Source organism: Candidatus Manganitrophus noduliformans, from assembly GCF_012184425.1.
Taxonomy (GTDB): Bacteria; Nitrospirota; Nitrospiria; order SBBL01; family Manganitrophaceae; genus Manganitrophus; species Manganitrophus noduliformans.
Genome location: NZ_VTOW01000002.1, coordinates 690,383 through 708,888 on the forward strand (window position 1 = coordinate 690,383; position 18,506 = coordinate 708,888).

20 protein-coding genes and 1 pseudogene are annotated in these 18,506 nt (G+C 55.5%); 1 reads left to right on the top strand and 20 read right to left on the bottom strand.

Annotated features, from left to right (window positions below; all coding sequences use genetic code 11):
* The first annotated feature begins 12 nt into the window (after positions 1–12).
* Positions 13–4,146, top strand: coding sequence for a tetratricopeptide repeat protein (locus tag MNODULE_RS12525; RefSeq protein ID WP_168060274.1), 4,134 nt, complete (start codon positions 13–15; stop codon positions 4,144–4,146).
* Positions 4,147–4,172: 26 nt separating this feature from the next.
* Here the strand turns inward: MNODULE_RS12525 and MNODULE_RS12530 are convergent, their stop codons facing one another.
* From MNODULE_RS12530 to MNODULE_RS12625, 20 genes and pseudogenes are all read right to left on the bottom strand, one after another.
* Positions 4,173–5,216 carry a glycosyl hydrolase family 18 protein gene (locus tag MNODULE_RS12530; RefSeq protein ID WP_168060276.1) on the bottom strand — a complete coding sequence of 348 codons (1,044 nt, stop codon included), beginning with the start codon at positions 5,214–5,216 and terminating at the stop codon, positions 4,173–4,175.
* Positions 5,217–5,423: 207 nt separating this feature from the next.
* Positions 5,424–5,765 carry a YciI family protein gene (locus tag MNODULE_RS12535; protein ID WP_168060278.1) on the bottom strand — a complete coding sequence of 114 codons (342 nt, stop codon included), beginning with the start codon at positions 5,763–5,765 and terminating at the stop codon, positions 5,424–5,426.
* Between the two features lie 106 nt (positions 5,766–5,871).
* Positions 5,872–6,297 (bottom strand): hypothetical protein, encoded by a 426-nt coding sequence (locus tag MNODULE_RS12540; RefSeq protein WP_168060280.1) that lies wholly within the window; start codon positions 6,295–6,297, stop codon positions 5,872–5,874.
* Positions 6,298–6,465: 168 nt separating this feature from the next.
* Complete coding sequence (locus MNODULE_RS12545) at positions 6,466–6,819, bottom strand: hypothetical protein (protein WP_168060282.1); 354 nt, start codon at positions 6,817–6,819, stop codon at positions 6,466–6,468.
* Positions 6,820–6,966: 147 nt separating this feature from the next.
* Complete coding sequence (locus MNODULE_RS12550; protein WP_168060284.1) at positions 6,967–7,335, bottom strand: hypothetical protein; 369 nt, start codon at positions 7,333–7,335, stop codon at positions 6,967–6,969.
* A gap of 201 nt (positions 7,336–7,536) precedes the next feature.
* Positions 7,537–7,794, bottom strand: a pseudogene (locus MNODULE_RS25470) (transposase); the annotation flags it as partial.
* 31 nt (positions 7,795–7,825) lie between these two features.
* On the bottom strand, positions 7,826–8,665 hold the full coding sequence (locus tag MNODULE_RS25275; protein ID WP_202882198.1) for an HNH endonuclease: 840 nt from the start codon (positions 8,663–8,665) through the stop codon (positions 7,826–7,828).
* Positions 8,666–8,815: 150 nt separating this feature from the next.
* Positions 8,816–9,985, bottom strand: a complete 1,170-nt coding sequence (locus tag MNODULE_RS12565; protein ID WP_168060286.1) for a DUF4062 domain-containing protein — start codon at positions 9,983–9,985, stop codon at positions 8,816–8,818.
* A 464-nt stretch (positions 9,986–10,449) separates the two neighbouring features.
* A complete protein-coding gene (locus tag MNODULE_RS25085) occupies positions 10,450–10,860 on the bottom strand; it encodes a type IV pilin protein (RefSeq protein WP_320412466.1) in 411 nt (136 codons plus the stop codon).
* Between the two features lie 57 nt (positions 10,861–10,917).
* Entirely contained in the window at positions 10,918–11,607 is a 690-nt protein-coding gene (locus MNODULE_RS12575; RefSeq protein ID WP_168060290.1) for a septal ring lytic transglycosylase RlpA family protein, read from the bottom strand.
* 192 nt (positions 11,608–11,799) lie between these two features.
* Entirely contained in the window at positions 11,800–12,009 is a 210-nt protein-coding gene (locus MNODULE_RS12580; RefSeq protein ID WP_168060292.1) for a hypothetical protein, read from the bottom strand.
* 40 nt (positions 12,010–12,049) lie between these two features.
* A complete protein-coding gene (locus MNODULE_RS12585) occupies positions 12,050–12,619 on the bottom strand; it encodes a DUF4149 domain-containing protein (RefSeq protein WP_168060294.1) in 570 nt (189 codons plus the stop codon).
* Positions 12,620–12,880: 261 nt separating this feature from the next.
* The gene (locus MNODULE_RS12590) at positions 12,881–13,255 is read right to left on the bottom strand and encodes a PilZ domain-containing protein (RefSeq protein WP_168060296.1); all 375 of its coding nucleotides are present in this window, start codon (positions 13,253–13,255) and stop codon (positions 12,881–12,883) included.
* A 156-nt stretch (positions 13,256–13,411) separates the two neighbouring features.
* The gene (rpsR, locus tag MNODULE_RS12595) at positions 13,412–13,639 is read right to left on the bottom strand and encodes a 30S ribosomal protein S18 (RefSeq protein WP_168060298.1); all 228 of its coding nucleotides are present in this window, start codon (positions 13,637–13,639) and stop codon (positions 13,412–13,414) included.
* 66 nt (positions 13,640–13,705) lie between these two features.
* Entirely contained in the window at positions 13,706–14,107 is a 402-nt protein-coding gene (locus tag MNODULE_RS12600; protein WP_168060300.1) for a single-stranded DNA-binding protein, read from the bottom strand.
* Positions 14,108–14,185: 78 nt separating this feature from the next.
* Positions 14,186–14,554 (bottom strand): 30S ribosomal protein S6, encoded by a 369-nt coding sequence (rpsF, locus tag MNODULE_RS12605; protein ID WP_168060302.1) that lies wholly within the window; start codon positions 14,552–14,554, stop codon positions 14,186–14,188.
* A gap of 347 nt (positions 14,555–14,901) precedes the next feature.
* A complete protein-coding gene (gene ychF, locus MNODULE_RS12610; protein ID WP_168060304.1) occupies positions 14,902–15,996 on the bottom strand; it encodes a redox-regulated ATPase YchF in 1,095 nt (364 codons plus the stop codon).
* A 56-nt stretch (positions 15,997–16,052) separates the two neighbouring features.
* Entirely contained in the window at positions 16,053–16,613 is a 561-nt protein-coding gene (gene pth, locus MNODULE_RS12615) for an aminoacyl-tRNA hydrolase (RefSeq protein ID WP_181071066.1), read from the bottom strand.
* Positions 16,614–16,730: 117 nt separating this feature from the next.
* Positions 16,731–17,477 (bottom strand): 50S ribosomal protein L25, encoded by a 747-nt coding sequence (locus MNODULE_RS12620; RefSeq protein WP_168060308.1) that lies wholly within the window; start codon positions 17,475–17,477, stop codon positions 16,731–16,733.
* Between the two features lie 58 nt (positions 17,478–17,535).
* Complete coding sequence (locus tag MNODULE_RS12625; protein ID WP_168060311.1) at positions 17,536–18,474, bottom strand: ribose-phosphate diphosphokinase; 939 nt, start codon at positions 18,472–18,474, stop codon at positions 17,536–17,538.
* Positions 18,475–18,506 lie beyond the last annotated feature (32 nt).

Consider the following 18,506-nt stretch of genomic DNA (forward strand, 5'->3'; position numbering starts at 1 on the left):
GGGAAGGCCCGCTTGCGTGGGTCTCTTTATCCTGCGCTCTTAATCTTTGTCATCCTATTCGGAATCTCCCCCGCCTTTGGAAAATCACCCGGTCAAGATCTTCTCGATGAAGGGGTCTCCCTCTATCAAAAAGAGCGATACCAGGAAGCGTTGTCGCGCTTCAAGCGGGCCACCGAGCTCGATCCCGGACTTCTGAAGGGGTGGGAGAATATCGGGTGGGCCTATTACAAATTGGATCGGAAGGAGGAGGCGGTCCGGATCTGGGAAACCCTTCTCAAAATCGAGCCGGGGAATCTTCACCTGCTCAACGAAATCGGCTTTATTCACTTAAGCGGGGAGGCCTGGGAGAAGGCGGTCGTCTCTCTCCGGAAAAGCCTCCAAGTCGAACCGAACCAACCGAAGACGCGATTGCGATTGGGCGAGGCGTATCAGGCGTTGGGCCGATGGGAGAAGGCGGCACGGGAGTACGAAACGGCGCTGCGGCTCCGGCCGGGTGACCTGACGGCGATCCTACGGAGAATGGCCCTTTATGAGAAACGCGATCAGGAATTGGAGGCGATCGGCTTTCTGGAGGAGAAATTCTCTGAAACCTCCTCCCCGCTCTTGCGGTTTCACCTCGGACGCCTCCAGGCGCGGCGGGGAGATCGCGCCTATCGAAGCGGAGCCTACTCGGAGGCCGAAGCCGCCTATCAAACCGCCCTTCGGTGGGATCCGGACAATCCCCAGTACCGGATCAACCTCGGCTGGACGAAACGGAAACAAGGGTCGACCGCGGCGGCGATTGCCGAATGGCGAGAAGCCCTCGACCGAGATCCCGACCCAAGCCGCCTTTACCGCCCCTTGGCAGACGCCTATCTCGAACTCGGCGACAGGGCGGAGGCCCGCGCCTGGTACGAGCGGGGGTGGGGATCGGGGAGGCGGGAGCCTGAGGCGGCCTATCACCTCGCCGAAATCGCCTTTCAAGAGAATCAACGCGAGCGGGCGATCCAACGATTCAGCGATTTATCCACCCTTCCGGAGTGGGATGAAACTTGGGCGCTGCGCGTCGCAAACCTCTTCATCGCTTTGGATCAACCGGAGGAGGGGGTTTCCTTTTTCACTCAAAGAAAAACCGGGGACCCAGGAAGGGGAAAAGCGCTCGGCCGGCTCTACGCTTATCAGGGTGGAAAGTCGTTTCGGGCCGGCGAGGTTGAGAGGGCGACACAACACTATCTTGCAGCACTCCAATTCGACAATCAGAATATGCAGGCGCTTCGGGACCTCGGCTGGTCCTACTGGAAGCAGGCGCAGTGGGACCGGTCCGAAGAGATTTGGAAACGTTATCGCGCGGTTTATCCGGACCGTCCGGAACCGTATAATCTTCTTACGCAGATCTATCTGTACAAACGGGACTATCGCACCGCGATCGATTCAATCGAAGCAAGTTTAGCCCTCTCCCCCGATCAGCCGGATGAAAGGCTGAAGCGGGCCAAGGCTCGTTTCTGGGACGGCCGGTTCGACACGGGGAGACGGGAGGCCGAACAGCTGGCAACCCTCTATCCCGACCATCTCCCGATCCAGACCTTCTGGGGGGAGCTTCTGATGCAACACCACGATTTCAAACGGGGGAAGGAGCAATGGCGAAAGGTGCTCGACCTCGGCTCGGTCTCTCCCAAGGCGGAGTATTTCTGGCTTCGGTCGATGTATGAATCGGGCGAATATGAGAAAGCGGTCGCCGAGGCGAAAAAGCGGGCCGGTGAGCATCCCCCGAAGCAGGCCATTCTTCGATTCTTGGCGGAAGATGCCCTCTTTCGGGAAGATAAAGAAGAGGCGGTTCGATGGTATCGCCTCCTGACGGAAGCGTTCCCTCAACACCCTTCTTTTTGGCTGGAGCGCTCCCGGCTCTACCAGGAGATGAACCTTTTTCCGGAAAGCCTGAAAACATTGGAGCAGGCGCGGCAGGCCCACCCCGATCATCTTGAAATTCGCCTCTCCCTGACCGAGGCCGAGCGGCTCAACGGTAAATACGACGCGGCCGAGCGGCGCTACATCGAGCTGACCGAGGAATATCCCGACAACCGCCGCGCCTACATCGGCCTGCTCCAGACCCGGATCGAGGCGCGGCGCTTCAGGGAAGCGTTGGCCCTCCTGGAGCAGAACCGGAGCGCCTTCCTCAAGGGGTATGAGGTCGATCTGCAGCGGGGGGCGATCTACGCCGGGATGGGAGCCCCCGGCGACGCCGAATCGTCTTTCATGCGGGTCGCTTCGCCCGCCGAGACAACCCGCTATATTCCGATCCTCCTATATCACGGGTTGAGCGATCATCCGAGGAGCATGAATCTTTCGGTCGATCTCTTCGACGCGCAGTTGCAGGCCCTTGGGGCCGCCGGTTATCAAACGATCACGATTCGGGAGCTCGGACGGATGGTCGACGGAAAAGAACCTTTCCCCCCCAAACCGATTTTGATCACCTTCGACGACGCCCGGATCGACGCGTTTCTCCTCGGCGACCCGATTCTGGCCAAACATGGGATGAAGGCGACGATGTTCGTTCCGACGGCGAAGATCACCGATCAAAACCCCTTTTTCGCCGATTGGGAGATGATCCGAAAATACGCCGGGACCGGACGGTGGGACCTGCAGAGCCACGGCGATCACGCCCACGATCTGATCCCGATCGACGCCGCCGAACAGATCGGCGGCTTCCTCGTCAACCGGCTCTGGATCAAAGAGCAGGAGCGGCTGGAGACCCGAGAGGAATATCTGCAGCGACTGGAGATCGATTATCGGCAAAGCCGCCGTTTGCTCGACCGGGAGGTCGCCGGACTCGATCTGATCGGCTATGCGTTCCCCTTCTCCGAGGCGGGACAGGAGAATATCGGGAACGAGCCGCGCGCCGCCGAATTTAACGAACAGCTGCTGGCGAAATATTTCCGGTTCGGGTTTGTCCAGGATCAAAACGGATATAACGCGATCGAGCCGGGCCCCGCTCCTGCCGGCCGGATGCTCCGCCGCTTCTCCGTTCCCCGCTCCTGGGATGGGAAAAAACTTCTTGCGCATCTGACCGCCCAGCATCCCGGCCTCGCGGCCACGATCCGAATCGGCCAATCCTATTATTGGAGCGGGCGGTATGATACGGCGCGCGCGCTTTTCGAACGGCTTCCGGCCGAAGCGCCCTTGCTCAAAGGGGACAGCGCCTATTATCTGGCGGCCCTTTCCTATCAGCAGGGACGATATCGAGAAGCCGCGCGGCACTTTAGCCTCTCTCTCGCCGAAGGCTCGGAGCGGGCCGGGAATAGCGCCTCGCTGTTGAGGCAGATCGCGTGGCAAAATCAAGCTCAGACCGGAATCCGGTTCGGCCTCTTTCACGATTCCAACGACCGCAGCAACCGCTGGCAATCGCTCCTCTTTCGATACCCGCTCGCCCACCCGATCGACCTGTCGTTCGAGATCGGCCGGATCTCCTTTCGAGAAAACGGTTTCTCCCCGTTATCCGGCCAGGAATTGCGTGTCGGGGCGCGCTGGCAGACCTCGGCGCAGATTCTTTTGGAAGGGAGCGTTCGCGCGCGTTTCTTGGAGGGGGGAGACGATACCGGAAATTTATGGCTGACGGGGAAATATCAGGCCGACCATCAAGAAATTCACCTCCGATGGGCGTATGAAGATGTGGAAACCCTTCAAGCGCATCGGATCGGTCTTCAGACACGGAACGGCGGATTTCGTTACCGCCTCCGGTTGACATCGCAGTGGCGCGGCGACGTCGATTTTTTATACCGCTCTTATGAAGATGGAAACGAGCGGACCGACTTCCGAACGGGCCTCTCTTATCAGCTCCTTGCCTGGCCGGGGTGGCGGGTCGGCGCCGCGTTCACGCGGAGCGACACCCGCTTCCAATCGGACCGGTATTATACCCCGGCCGGGTTGAACGTCGGCCGCGCGACCCTTTCCTATCGAAAGGCCTGGGATTCGGGAACGCTTCTGGAAGGAGAGGGGGGGATCGGCCTCGCCGAGGACACGCTGCGCGGAACCCGCTGGGTGGGATATGGCGAGATCAAATCGGTTCAGGCCTGGACCGACCAGATCCGATCGAGCCTCGCCTGGGACTACAACCGCTCGCCGGGCTACCGTAGTTGGACGGTGGAGGCGATGGCCCACTATCGGTTCTGACGAAAGCGCCCCGTCTCGGGATGGCCTCAACGGCCGGTTTTCCGGCCGCTTCGTTCGGCCAGGCGCGGAAGAAATTCCGGATCTTGCCTTCCCAGGCTCCAGAAGACGACATTCCGGTAGCCAAACGACTCCAAGGCGGCGATCTTCTCCATCAAACTCTCGGCATCTTCATAATAGACCGTGTGGCGGCCTCCTGCGTCGGTGTAGATGAAATAAGGAACGTTTCCGTTCGGATCACGCAGGATCTCCGCTCGATGGGCCTCGGCGAGAGAAGCGGCGCGATCATATTGAACCCCCTCCGCGTGCTCCCCTCCCCATTTCATCCCGCTGACCTTGAGAATCGGGACCACCCGCTCGCGAGGGCATTGGCTCTCGGCAAACTGAAGGATCTCTTTGATCCAGGCAGGGGTGGCGATCGGGCCGGGGCCGCTTTTTCCGCTGTGAAGATTGTAAAGCATGATCTGCAATCGATCGGCCGATCGGCAGAGGTCGGCCCAGTCGGCGGCGCCGGGCCCGTCGGCGCGGCTCTCCCGCGCCTTCGGTTGAACGGTGACCGATAAGAGAATCCCCTTCTGCTTTAAATCGGCCGCCAGCTCACGGATAAACAGGCTAAAAAGATCCCGATCGACCGCCCGAAGATTTTCATAGTCGATATCGACCCCGGCAAAGCCGTGCGTCGCCGCGAGCCTGACGATCTCGCTTCGGTGCTGCCGGCGACGATCCGGATCGCTCAGGAGATCGTGGATGACCTGCGGGTCTTTCAAGATGACCGCTCCCCCCGCAGACGGTTTGACGTCGTTCACGACCGTCAGCCAGGGAAGCGCGTTGCCCTCCTTGACCCGTCCCGCTTCCAGATTGAACGGAATGTTCTTGTTGGCGAAAACCGGAGCACCTTCCGAATCGAGGTGGGCGGCGAAGAAATAGATGTCGTTGAGGAGCGACGGCGCGCTCCGAACTGAATCGATTCCTCGGTTGTAATCCCAATAAGTCACCCAGGCGCCGAGCCGCGCCGGCTTCGCTCCGCCGGACGCACAGGCAGCCAGGAAGAGCGGGAGGATAAAAAGAGACATACGGAAGCGCCGTCCTAGCAACATCGCAAAATACCTTGTTGAGTGTAGCGGCCGCGCGTTCACGCGCGGTCGAAAGGGAGGAAATCTTTGAACGATGTAAAAATTTGGATTTTCTATTTTGAATTGAAACAGATTAAATCTCAAAAATCTAGACCTGGCCCTTTTCCCCAGCATGCTTGTTAGGCCACACGGTCCAGCAAACTCCTATCAGGACTCCGGGTCGAACATGATCTCGCGAACCTCCTGCGCGCAGCGACACCCAGCGGCGATCCGGGCAGCCCAAACGAGTGCCTCCTCACGTGAAGAAACCTCGATGATTGAAAACCCGCCGATAACTGCCTTTGTCTCCGGCACTGGTCCGACCGAGATGGTCCCGTCTGTGGCAACAATGGTCGATTGCTGGCGCTGGACACCGCCGCCGAAGATCCAGACCCCTGCGGCCTTTGCTTCCCGAACCACATTATGTGATGCTTCGGCCACCAACGGCCAATCTTCATCAGGAATATGGTCCATCGAGCCGTCATCAAACGAAATCAAGTACCGAGGCATCGTATCGTTCCTTCTTTGTGGCCTAACGATTCGGTTCAGCGGCGGGCCGCGCAGCGGACCGTCCGCTGCAACCGGTCAAATTTACACCTGTTAAAATTGAAGGTCACTAATATGGGATAATTTTTCCACATTGTATACAGCTCGCTGAACTTAACTCGGTAATGGCGATAGGAAACCCATGGATTCTGTTTGTGTCAGAATGGCACACAACCTTGACTGCGCCCATATCACCAACCCATTTCCCTCCTTTAAGCGCAATGCCAGTAGTGCCGGACCCAACATAAACGATATTAATTCTGTTTTTACTGTCTATCTGGACATGGCCCGAGGCAACAGCAGTAACGATATAGTTTTGGTAGCTCTCAGAAGCAACGCCAGTAAATACAGTCTTATAGTCACCACAGGAAGAAGGAAGCGTGTGCTTTATGTATTTGTCAAGCTTATAGCTGTTGTCCGTAAGACCATCGCCTTTGGGAGGAGGCAGCAAGGTTCCATTGATAACTGCACAGCCATGACAGAAGTAGGTACGCATCGGTCTCTATTCGCCTAACGATAAAGCTGATCCGCCGCTGAAACGACCCTCATAAACCATGCGGGCTTGATAGCGGTCGGGGCTCCAGCAACTGGTTGGGCACAAGGAACGATGCCAATAATAATAGGGATGTGTTCCTCATTTTCCTAGTCCGTGTTGACTGCCGGGTTAGGCACTTTTTGGCAATGTTTTCGATACGATGCCACGTTCATTCTCTCTCTCGGTTGGCGGCAAGTGAATTTGCATTTCAAGTGAGGCGATTCCAATATTGACAGTTGCCGTGAGTGAAACAGGCTGATCCGACAACGGTCGCGTTTTGAGTTCCTCTATGGCGATTTCGAGGATGCTACACATCTGTGCCGTTGAGGCGCGTACCGCCTTTTCGTTGAGCGCCTCGGTCATGTTGGTCGCAGTATTCGCCAACGAGTCGACGCCTCCCTTGACCGAAGTGGTGATCCCTTCCATGGCATCATTCGCCTTTGTTGCTACCTGTGCTCCGAGTTCTTTTATTTTGTCGAGCATGGATAGAGCCCCCATTTAATTTCGTTTCGCGATACTGCTAACGTAAAGCTGAGCCGACCGCGAAGCGATGCGGCCTAAAACGCGACGGTTTGATGCGGTCGGCTCCAGTGCCGTGTTAGGATCATTTCTCCTGTGCATGCAATAATATTACGGGGCATTACCTGAAACAGGTTTTATTCTCCACAAATTACCCTTCACCTCATACCAAACGCGATAATAGATGAGGGGAATAGAAAATACCCGGTGCTCTACATCTATATCCGTCATGAAATCGCCGTTCCCATTCTTTAAGGCGTCATTTACAGCATTATCTATTCGAGGAAGCCCGAAAGGTATAATGAACCAAATTCTCTTATCCTTTCCTATTACTTTACTGCCGACCTTCTCAGATGGCTGCGAAAGATCTACATTCTTTGTGGTCAGCATCGAGAAGTGAGCAATTTCAAATGTGGCACATCCTGATAATAAAGACACAGAGAATGCAAATAAAAATAGCGGATAGAAGAGGTTCTTCATATTTTCCCTCGTTAGTCTATAAAAAAGACTCCTAACTGAAAGCTAACCGGCGCGCGCTGTTTGCAAATTCCGAAATTCCGGGGACACCATACTTTAATTCTGTATGCTTCGCTTCGGTCCCGGCTTTCGACGATGAAAAATACAGCCCAATCCTTTTTCAAGTTTGGCCACAAACCCTTCCTCTCCAAGAGGACGCCCCGTCCGCTCATGATGCCGATGCGCCTCACCGATCGCGCGTCGTAAACCTTCTTCAGAGCGCGGCACCGCAATCAAATGCATGTGGTTCGGCATCAGGCAGTATGCCCAAACCTCCACCTTGAAGTGAGCGCTCTATTGGGCCATCAGCCGGATGTAGGCGTGGCAGTCCCCATCATGAAAAAATGTTTGTTGCCGACGGTTGCCACGTTGTGTGATGTGGAGGGGAAAACCAGTTGCAACCACTCGTGCTATTCTCGCCATGACGGCAAGGTATCCCTCTGTCTGAGCCGAGTCAAGAATTATTCTCTAATTTCTCCTGCAGTGTCTTACGAATCTCTGCACGACTCTTGCCGTGATGAGCCTCACGGTGATGATTTGGACAAAGAGCGACAACGTTGCCTACAGAATCTGATCCCTTCTCGTTCAAGGGGACCACATGATGGGTTTCCAGATAGACCTGCCCATTGGCCATGGTGAATCCCACTGCGCCGCAGTATTCACACCTTCCATTTGCACGTAGCAGAACATACCGGCGGACATCAGGACGGCGGACAAATGGGAAGGACTTCGTTTCGCCTCTTTCGGCAGGCCGTCCCAAAGGAACGGCCATATCAAACTGATCTACGAATCCGTCAGAACCACGCCCCAACCCACGCATTAAGGTGGTTTGCCCTGTATCCATGTCATATTTCGCGACATGCCATGGCTCCGGATCCAAAGAGCGAAAGTGGACTTTAGATGCCTTGGAATTTGGGTCGTTTCTGTTCCGCTTCGTGCCTTCACAAAGAACGACTCTTATTGGGAGGTTCTTGCGATAGGCCTCCTTTATTGCCTCATCCATTTCTGTTGCGCGACGTACGGTAACGCCCTTACCCCTCTTGGCGATATCTCGCGCATTCAACTCATCTGTAAGTACCCCATCCAACTCCTCGATGTCGCTATGCCAAAGGTTCAAAACGACAACCTCATTGGGCTGAACGAATGACCAGTTATAGCAATACTTAGGATTTGCCGCGGCGCTTAACGCATTGCCCTTTGACGCTTCCCAATCACTAACATCCACGCCGACATCTCGAACCATGTCATAGATTCTGTTCTTATCCTTTGGCCTGATCTGATCAAGAATCGGCACTGGACGATCTCCATTTCATCATTTTGGCACCGGCTTGATATTCTATCGGGGTCAAGTCTGCTCTTGACTCAAGTTACAAACTATAAACGATAACATATCGGGCTTTGATGCCTGCCTGATATTGAGCCAAGGGCAGACTTGACCCCCGTTTTATTTCAGCCCGGCACGAGCACTTGCTGCAGCCAGCGCGGTCTGGAAGGCTTCCAAGTTCGCTAGCGTGAACACCATAGTCAGTTCGACTTGTTGGGTTTGGCCAGATTCGGCAAGGGAGAGGCTTGCCTCAACTTTGCTCAGGGACTCACGAGGAAAGGTCTGAAACTGCCCAATAAGGTTGTCGACGAAAAGCGAAAGTTCCGCGCCGACACGCTCGAAGGGAGTATCTAACCTCGCGCATCGGATGCGTTTTGCCCACCGGAGCATGCCATCAAGCACGGAGCCGAGCATTCGTGACACCCATATGATCCGTTGCAGGTCTCCAGCCTCCCCCGGCTTCCCAAAGCTCTCCTGGGCGTAGGTATTGAGAAGTTTGTTTGCAGAGGCAACGAAAGCTTGGAGTTCGTGCATGCGAGTGAGAATCCAATCTCCGGCGCTCATAGCAATCACATACTCGGCTGGGTCAAGTGTAAGGCCAGATTTGTATTCCAGAATCGAATCGGAATGACGTTCGACTTCGTCGAGAAACGACTGTAGGAACAACCGATACTCCCAGCCCTTGGGCTTCTCCAGCGCGATGCGTAAGGCCTTTGGGCTGAGCGCGTCAAAGTAGCTTGGCAGTCCTCCTCCGTTCAATCTGAGCCGTGTTTTCAGCGAATCGGAAAAGAGATAAGCTAGTTGCCGCCTGAGCGTGCCAACAATGTCTTGTGCGGTTTCGAAGGGAAAGGTCCAAACGCGTTCTTGAGAGCGAACGTATTCGATAAACTCGAACACACGACGTGTATCGACCGTCGCAGAGAAATCGGCGGTTCGGTTGTTTTTCCATGTTGGAACAACTGCGAGCACGCTTTTCTCAACAAAAGCGTAGATCGGAATCCCCTTCTGCCTGGCGCTGAGGAACTCGAGATTAGTTATCGATTTGTCGGTTTTGTCGTCAATCGACCCGTATCTGCCCCCCACTATGAGGACGAAGACGTTCGCGTCTTTCTCGACTCGTGCTCGACAGTTCTCGATCGTATCCAGATCAGGATCGATCGGAAACGATGGCAACTCGGAGAGAAGTGGGATGTAGCCAAGCTCGTCGGCAATGAAATGCGCCAGGTCCGTGCGTATCTGACGGAGATCGTAGAACGTCGAACTTACCATTACATTTGGCGGGGAACTCATCCCTCTAGCCTTCGGTGAGTGTAGAGCCGTCTAACATAATAAATAGACAGAAATTTTCTACCTTATTTTACGGAATTTTTTCTGTCTATCTCTCGTGAGTCATTCCTAAATTGTTGAAAATATGAAATGTCGAAAACCGATCTCCGGGAAAAACGGAAATTTTATACTTAATAATTCTGGACGACCGTGGTATATCACATCGAAATAAGTAAAAGCAATACCGTAACTGTAAACCCACCCAACATGGATCGAATCAAATATGATCCTGCCTCCGGCGCCGAAGAAGTCACTCGATCAAGTTCGGAAAGTCATCCAACTGAAACAAATAAATGGCGCCCCGTATAGTTTAGATGGGTTTATCTTATAGCCTTTTCGGAGTGGGAAGAAAGTCTGATGAGGAGAGGTGGAGATCAGCTTAGCCGAAGAAAGAGGATCCGGAAAGCTAGTCTCAAACAAGTGAACCGCTACCATTCATTATAAGAAGTCCCGTTGGTCCCGATGATATCGCTGCCGGAGTGGACGTCATAAATTCCGGATTCATCCCCTTCGGAGACAAAAATTTCGACCCAGCTATCGGTGGTTCCTGTGAAAGGATCGACCGGAATGGCCCGCAGGTATCCTTTTTCGACGAGGTCGGGGAGGGCGGCGGGATAGCTCCCCTGATCGGCGTGGTACTGATCGATGACATCGCGCATGACATAGAGATCTTTCTTGAGCGCCGCCTCTTTGGCCTTGATTGTGGCGATGCGATAAGACGGCTCGGCGAGGGTGACGAGGATGCCGACGATCGCCACCACGACCATCAATTCGATGAGGGTAAATCCCTTCTCCCCCCCCCGCCTTATTTTCTGAAATAGTCGATGAACCCGCTTCACAATTCCCCTTGTTCCTTTTATCCCTTGATTCCTCATTCCTAATTTTCAGATTCCTAATTATTCTCTTAGTATAATCGGTTTCAGCGACTCCGACGCGAGCTGCTTTCGGAGCCGGCCGACGGCCGCGCGGGCCGCCTTCTCGGAGCGAAACGGTCCCACCCGAACCCGGTGGGACGGTCCGTCTCCCGTTTCAATCGTCTCCATGCGGACCGCTTGACCCTCCCCTCCCAGCTTTTCCTTGATCCGAGCGGCATTCTCCTTGGATTGAAAGGAGCCGACCTGAATGAAAAAATCGCCGTGGCCGCGCATTTTCTCAAAACCGACGATCTCGATTTCAACGTCCGCCGTTCCCGCTTGAATCATTCCCAATTTTCTGGCCGCCTCGTAGGAAAGATCGAGAATCCGATCGCCCACGAACGGTCCCCGATCGTTCACCTTCACCCGAACGCTCCGGCCGCTGTCCAGTTTCGTCACGCGAAGATGGGTCCCGAAAGGAAGGGTCTGGTGGGCTGCGGAAAGTTCGAACATATTATAAATTTCGCCGCTGCTGGTCGGCCTGCCATGAAAATCTTTTCCGTACCAAGAAGCCAGGCCGATCTCCCGGTAGCCGAGGCCATAATCGGCCTTGCGAGGGGAGCCGGCGCACCCGCTGAACGCAAGGAGTCCGACCAGAATCACGAGATGAATAGAGAGAGAATGAGGAAAAGAGGTTGGAAAGGAGCGCTTTGTGTTAATCGTCAAAGACATGGCCGTCGATTCGCGGGGGTGGAAGGCGGATCCCCCTTTGGGGTCGCGCCGACGTCTTCTCCATCCTCCCGAACAGGGATCGAACCGCTCTGCCCTTTTTTTCCAGCGAAGATGGAAAGACCATTGGAAAGAAGATCATCGCCCGGCTGAAAAGCCTTTTGGATTGAAAGCGATTTTGCCCGGCGAACCGGATTAATTTCTAATCTTGATCACCCTCATCTTGCAGGAGGGGCAAAAAAGTTTGGGGGTCAGCTCGCTGGCGCAGACGGGACACGATTCTTTGCGTCGCTCGATCGCCCGGCGCGCCCCCTGCCGCCGATCGGCCTGCCGCCGCTCTCCTTGGCGGCGGTCTTCCGTTTCATCCCGCCGTTCTCCGGCACGTCTCTCTTGAGAGTCAATCACTTCGGTCACTCCTCCCTAAAGAAGCGCAAGCGGCCCGACTTCATGCCATCAGAAGGGCTACCACGCCGCAAATCAGATTAATGCTCATCAGGCGAACCGATAAATGATGAAGCCGATTAAAGTCGGGAGGATTCTCCCCGGTTTCCACCTCTTCCACCGTTTGGACGGCGGCCGAACCGGAAGAGGCCAGAACCATCGAGGGGCGCAACGCCCCCTCTCGGGCGACGGCGGCGACTTTGGTCGACGACTGGGAGGCCATCCAACTGCGAAGTTTCGGCGAGACGACCAGGGCCGAGTAAAGCCCCCCCGCCGACATCACCAGGATGGCAAGATACCGCGTGAGATTCCAGGGGGTGAGATTCTCCCAGGTCCAATATTTGATGATTCCGGTGATCATCAGCGCCGCGATGCAAAAAAGGGAGAGAAGATCGAACTTCCTCAAAATCTCCCCCATCAGTTCGCCCGCGGTGCGCCGCGATTTGATCCGCCGGAAAAGAATGGGGGCGACGATTAAACCGATCGCCACGATTCCGCCGACCCAAACGGAGAGGGCCAGCAGGTGAATGAATTGAATCCCCATGAAGTAAAAGTTCGGAATCGGAACTTCCATCGTCCCCTTCTTAATCAGTCTATATCAGTCTATCGAACCCGTGGCGCGTCGTTCTCCGACGATTTTTAATTCCTGAAAATCATTCCTGCAAAAACCCAGGCTTGCGCCGACATTCCGTGACTTCATCCGCGAGCGAGAAGCCCCCTTCCCGAACCCGGCGCAAGAGGAGGGGAAAGAGATTGCCGGGAAGAAAAATGAAAAGCAAAACGCGAAAGCGATGTTTGGAGAAACGGGCGAGGATTGCTTCAGACGGGGGCTTGCTCATGAACCACGTTTTTTCTTCTCTTCCTTATCGATCCAGCCGCTGATGATCTTCTTCTGACTCGCCGGAAGGTCGATAAAGCGAACGCCGACCCCTTCGGAGATAATTCCGTTGTGGTCGTATTTCTTCTTCCAGGCGACTTCGCAGGTGCAGCGAACCTTCGTTTTGTTGTCGGGAAGGATAAACTCGATTGGAAAACGATCCCCCACCTTCAGCGTCTGCGCCGAGGAGAGGAAGAGCCCTCCTTGGCTGATATTCTCGGCATACGCCAGGAAGACCTTGTTGGAGTACTTTCCCTTGACCTCGAGAACGATGAACGGGACCCGGGTGGATTCCCGCCGGTTGACCTTTGGTTTCCGTTCAGAAGTCAGCATATCCCCCCCTCAATCAAAGTAGAAAGATGAGGCTGACTATATCAATTTTGGGGAGATCCGTCAATCAAATTCAGCGACGCGGGGCGTCCCGTTGCTGCGCCGATTTTCTTCCTTCGCCCGATGGCGGGCGAAGGAAGAACCCCTAGTCGATCGTGTCTATCGCTCTTCCGCAAAGGCCAAGAAGGCGATATTCCGGGCGCGCTTGATCGCGGCGGTCAGAATCCGCTGGTGCGCGGCGCAGTTTCCGGAAATCCGCCGTGGGATGATCTTCCCCCGCTCGGTGAGAAATCCCTTTAAAACCTGGATCTCCTTGTAATCGACCGTCTCTTTCTTCTCGGTGCAAAAACGGCAGACGCGCCTCCGTTGAAAATATTTCTTCTCCACAACTCCTCCGTTTTGTTCTTATTCCTGAACACGCATCGTAGGGGCGTATGGCAATACGCCCCCTACCTAAAATGGAACCTCATCCATCCCCTCGTCGCCGGGCAGGTCGCTGCGTGAAGGCCCCTCCGAGGAGCCGTCTTGACGCTTGGGCAGAAACCGGATCGTCTGGGCGACGACCTCATGCTTGTTCCGCTTCTGACCGTCTTCCGTCTCCCATCGACGCTGCTGAAGTCTCCCGTCGACGATGACCCCCTGGCCCTTGGAAAGATACTGTCCGCTGTTCTCCGCCTGCTTTCCGAAGACCACGATGTCGATGAAGCAGACTTCGTCCTTCATCTCGTCTCCCTGCTTGTAGCGGTGGTTGACGGCCAGCCCGAAACTGGCGACGGCCGTTCCGCTCGGCGTGTAGCGGATCTCCGGGTCCTTGGTAAGGTTTCCAATCAAAATGACTTTGTTAAAGCTGACCATTTTCTCACTCCTCGTTCCGCAGATAAGCACCTTTCTGTCAAAAAAGACGAAAACGACCGCGGAACTCTCAAGTTGATATTATCTCCCTCCGACCGATTCCCGATCACGGAACGATGAGACCGGCTTTTCATCGCGTGCGGGAAGGGTTTTTCCAAGCTGCTCGTCCTCGATTTTGATGGTGATGAATTTGATGATCGACTCGTCGAGTCGATAGCTCCGTTCCAGTTCGGAGACCGTCGTCCCGGTTCCCTTGAAATGGGCGATCAGATAGGTCCCTTTCTTTTCCTTCCGCACTTCGTAGGCGAGCTTCTTTTTGCCCCAATTCTCGGTGACGACCACTTCCCCTCCCGCTTTCTGGATCACCCCTTTGATCTTTTCAGTGATCTTGGCGACCTCTTCATCGGAAAGGGACGGTTTGACGATGAAAATCGTCTCATATCCATTCATGAATTCTCCCTCACGGTTAATCAAGCCCTAAAACAGGTTTAGAGCGAGGATGTTTACAAGGCATTTGCAGTGCAACCGCACCACCCCTGCCGCGATTTCGGACGGTTTCCCATCCGCTTTGCGCTGCTTAAAGAAAATGCCCTTCCAGGCATTGAAGCTCCCCGCAGCAAGCTGCGGGGAATCTTCGACCCGAAAGGATGGAAAGACTCTATTTGTATTCGCGCGTCTAACCTTCGCAGCAAGCTGCGAGGAATGCGACGCGCGTACGTGTTCACTCAAGATCAACGCCACATTTTTTAACATATCCGATTTTCCGAGTCAATTGGACCGTGACCGTTCCGGCGCACCTAAACATTGAACCGGAAATAGACGCAGTCCCCGTCTTGGACGAGATACTCCTTCCCTTCCAGGCGGAGCAGTCCCTTCTCCTTGATCGCTTGCGCGCTGCCGAGACGGATCAAATCGTCGTAGCGGAAAATTTCGGCCCGGATGAAACCCCGTTCGATGTCGGAATGGATCTTTCCCGCCGCCTGCACCGCCGGAGTCCCCTTGGAGATCGTCCACCCTTTGACCTCATCCTCACCGACGGTAAAAAATGTGATCAGCCCCAGAAGGCGATACGAAGCGCGGATCAGCCGGGCGAGCCCCGGTTCGGTCAGCCCCAACTCCTTCAAGAAGACCGCTCCCTCCTCGGGGGAAAGGACGGCGATCTCCGACTCGATCTTTCCGCTGATGATGATGCACTCGGTCCCCTCCTGCCGGGCGATCTCAACGACGCGGTCGGAGTAGGCGTTCCCCTTCTCGACATCCCCTTCCGGCACGTTCGCCACGTAGAGAATCGGCTTTCCCGTCAAAAGGGCCAGCTCCTTCATGACCGGCGCCTCTTCTTCCGAGAACGGAACCTGTCTCGCCGATTTTCCTTCCGAGAGGGCCTCTTTCAGACGGGTCAGGAGCGTCGCCTCCCGCACCGATTCTTTATCGCCCGACTTCGCCTTCTTCTCAACCCGGAGAAGCCGCTTATCGATGGAATCCAAATCTTTCAGAATCAGCTCGGTATCGATGATCTCCACATCGCGCTTCGGGTTGACCGCCCCGTTGACATGGACGATCTCCGGATCGTCGAAGCAGCGGACAATGTGGACCAGCGCATCGACCTCACGGATATGGCCCAGAAATTGATTTCCGAGCCCTTCCCCCTTGCTGGCCCCTTCGACCAAGCCGGCGATATCGACGAACTCCATATTCGTCGGCGTCCGCTTCTTCGGCCGATAGATCTCCGACAACCGGGTGATCCGCTCATCCGGAACCTCCACGATCCCGACGTTCGGCTCGACGGTACAGAAAGGATAGTTCGCGACCGCCGCGTTGGCGCGGGTCAGCGCATTAAAAATGGTCGACTTTCCGACGTTCGGAAGCCCGATAATTCCACAATTCACTGCCATCTTTTTTCCTAAAACACGTGAGGCGTGAGCTCTCTCTCCTCACGCCTCACGGCATTTTAATGGTACCGATTCATTGCCTCGGTGATCCGCCCCTCCAGAAGAAGGGGAAGCGCCTCGACCCCTTTGTCGATCGATTCCTCCACCTGCTTCAATTCTTCCGATCGAAAGGGGGTCAGGACATAATCGGCCGGATCTTGGCTTGGGTCGCGGCCGATCCCGATCCGGAGACGGATAAACCCATCGGTTCCGGTCGCATCGATGATCGACGCCACCCCGCGGTGGCCCCCCGCGCTTCCTTTGGGCCGGATTCGAATCCGGCCGCACGGGAGGTCGAGATCATCATACACCACAATCATTTCGGAGGGGGAGAGACCGAAAAGCTGAAGAAGATACTGAATCGACCGGCCGCTTCGGTTCATGAAGGTCTGCGGCTTCACCAGAACCAAATCGATCTGCCCGGAGGGGACGGCCAACCGGCCCTGTCCCACCCTGGCTTCACCCTTCTTTTCGGAGAGAGAGATACCGTGGTCCTTTGCGAAAGAATCGATCAGCCAAAAACCGACGTTGTGCTTGGTCTCCTCATACTCCGGGCCGGGGTTCCCCAGTCCGACGATCATTTTCACGATCCGCTCCTCAAAAGAACGGGGCCGGGTGTCGGGGGCCGGGGATCGGTAATAAATTTTTGTTTTGCTGGCCCCTGACTCCTGACACCCGGCCCCTGCTCCTGAAGGAGCTTACTTCTTGGTCTCTTTTTTCTCTTCCTTCCCCTTTGCCTCGGGCTTTGCCTTGGCCTCTCCGGCTTTGGACTCTCCCTTTCCTTCCGCCTTCGCGCCTTCCTCTCCCTCTTTCTTGGAGAGGACCTCCGGCTCTTTCAGCTCCTTGGGCGCCGTCAACAGCTCTTCCAGCTGCGCCTCGGAAATCGGCGCTGCCACGGAGACGACCACATGGTCGGGATCGGTCATCATCTCGATCCCTTCCGCCAACTGGATGTCCTTCGCATGAATCGACTCTCCAATCCCGAGCGCGGAAGCATCGACCTGAATATGATCGGGGATCGACAGCGGCAGACAGCGGATCTCCAACTCACGCATATTGTGCTGAAGCACCCCCCCCTCTTTGACCCCCTCCGACACCGTCCCGGTGACCTCGACCGGCACCTTGACCACGATCGGCTCGTTCATATTGAGCTCGAAGAGATCGGCATGCAGGATCTTTCCGTTAATCGGATCGCGATGAAATTCACGCAGGATCGCCACACGGGATTCCTCGCCCGATCCCCCCGCGATTTGAAGGGTAATCAGCGTATTTTCTCCCGAGGCCGAATGGAGCACCTTGTTGATATCTTTGGGGTCCATAGTCAGCAGGGTGGAAGTGCCTGCGGCGTAGAGCACCGCCGGTATTTTCCCGCGCATTCTCAACTGCCGGGCGATCCCCTTGCCGGCCTCTTTTCGAAATTCACTCCGGATCTCAATCTTTTGCATAAAACCTCTCTTGTGGGAGGGACCTCCCGGTCCCGATTCTGATCTAGCCTGTCACTCTTTACACGAAGAGAGAGCTGACCGACGCCTCTTCGTGAATCCGCTTAATCGCTTCGCCGATGAGGGAAGCGATCGACAAAACGGTGATTTTCTTACAGATCTGATCTTTCCCCTTCAGCGGGATCGTATTCGTCACCACGATCTCATCAATGGGGGCTTCGGAGAGCCGCTGCAAGGCCGGACCCGACAGGACCGGGTGCGTGCACCCGGCGACGATCCGGGCCGCCCCCTTTGTTTTGATCGCCGCCGCCGCCTGCGCGATGGTCCCCGCCGTGTCGATCATATCGTCGAGGATCAGGATATCCCGCCCGACGACATCGCCGATAATATTCATAATCTTCGTCCGGTTGGGGCCTTCCCGCCGTTTATCGATAATGGCCAAGCCGACATTCAATCTCTTGGCGAAGGCGCGCGCCCGCTCCACCCCCCCCGCATCGGGGGAGACCACCACGAGATCGTTAAACTTCTTCTTCCTGAAATAGTCGAGCAAAACCGGCGTCGCATAAAGATGATCGACCGGGATGTTGAAAAAGCCCTGGATCTGTCCGGCATGAAGATCGATCGTCAAAACCCGATCGGCCCCCGCCGTTGCGATCAGATCGGCCACGACCTTCGCCGTGATCGGCACCCGGGGCTGGTCTTTCCGGTCCTGCCGCGCATACCCGTAATAGGGGATGACCGCCGTGATCTTCTCTGCCGAGGCGCGCCGGAGGGCATCGATCAGGATCAGCAGTTCCATGATATGGTTATTCACCGGTTCCGAAGTCGATTGAACGACAAAGACATCGCTGCCGCGAACATTCTCGTCGATCTTGATGAAGATTTCTCCATCACTGAACGTGGAGACGACGGCATGTCCGAGCGAGATACCGAGGTAATCACAGATCTCTTTGGTGAGGACTGGATTTGAATTACCCGAAAAAAGCTTCAACCGTCGCATGGGAAGCGATCCTCATAAGCCCCGCAGACAGT

Coding starts and splice junctions, on each gene's coding strand:
- MNODULE_RS12530 (WP_168060276.1), bottom strand. CDS start 5,216: ATGTCTCTTTTTATCCTCCCGCTCTTCCTGGCTGCCTGTGCGTCCGGC.
- MNODULE_RS12535 (WP_168060278.1), bottom strand. CDS start 5,765: ATGCCTCGGTACTTGATTTCGTTTGATGACGGCTCGATGGACCATATT.
- MNODULE_RS12540 (WP_168060280.1), bottom strand. CDS start 6,297: ATGCGTACCTACTTCTGTCATGGCTGTGCAGTTATCAATGGAACCTTG.
- MNODULE_RS12545 (WP_168060282.1), bottom strand. CDS start 6,819: ATGCTCGACAAAATAAAAGAACTCGGAGCACAGGTAGCAACAAAGGCG.
- MNODULE_RS12550 (WP_168060284.1), bottom strand. CDS start 7,335: ATGAAGAACCTCTTCTATCCGCTATTTTTATTTGCATTCTCTGTGTCT.
- MNODULE_RS12565 (WP_168060286.1), bottom strand. CDS start 9,985: ATGAGTTCCCCGCCAAATGTAATGGTAAGTTCGACGTTCTACGATCTC.
- MNODULE_RS12575 (WP_168060290.1), bottom strand. CDS start 11,607: ATGTCTTTGACGATTAACACAAAGCGCTCCTTTCCAACCTCTTTTCCT.
- MNODULE_RS12585 (WP_168060294.1), bottom strand. CDS start 12,619: ATGGAAGTTCCGATTCCGAACTTTTACTTCATGGGGATTCAATTCATT.
- MNODULE_RS12590 (WP_168060296.1), bottom strand. CDS start 13,255: ATGCTGACTTCTGAACGGAAACCAAAGGTCAACCGGCGGGAATCCACC.
- MNODULE_RS12600 (WP_168060300.1), bottom strand. CDS start 14,107: ATGGTCAGCTTTAACAAAGTCATTTTGATTGGAAACCTTACCAAGGAC.
- rpsF (WP_168060302.1), bottom strand. CDS start 14,554: ATGAATGGATATGAGACGATTTTCATCGTCAAACCGTCCCTTTCCGAT.
- ychF (WP_168060304.1), bottom strand. CDS start 15,996: ATGGCAGTGAATTGTGGAATTATCGGGCTTCCGAACGTCGGAAAGTCG.
- pth (WP_181071066.1), bottom strand. CDS start 16,613: ATGATCGTCGGACTGGGGAACCCCGGCCCGGAGTATGAGGAGACCAAG.
- MNODULE_RS12620 (WP_168060308.1), bottom strand. CDS start 17,477: ATGCAAAAGATTGAGATCCGGAGTGAATTTCGAAAAGAGGCCGGCAAG.
- MNODULE_RS12625 (WP_168060311.1), bottom strand. CDS start 18,474: ATGCGACGGTTGAAGCTTTTTTCGGGTAATTCAAATCCAGTCCTCACC.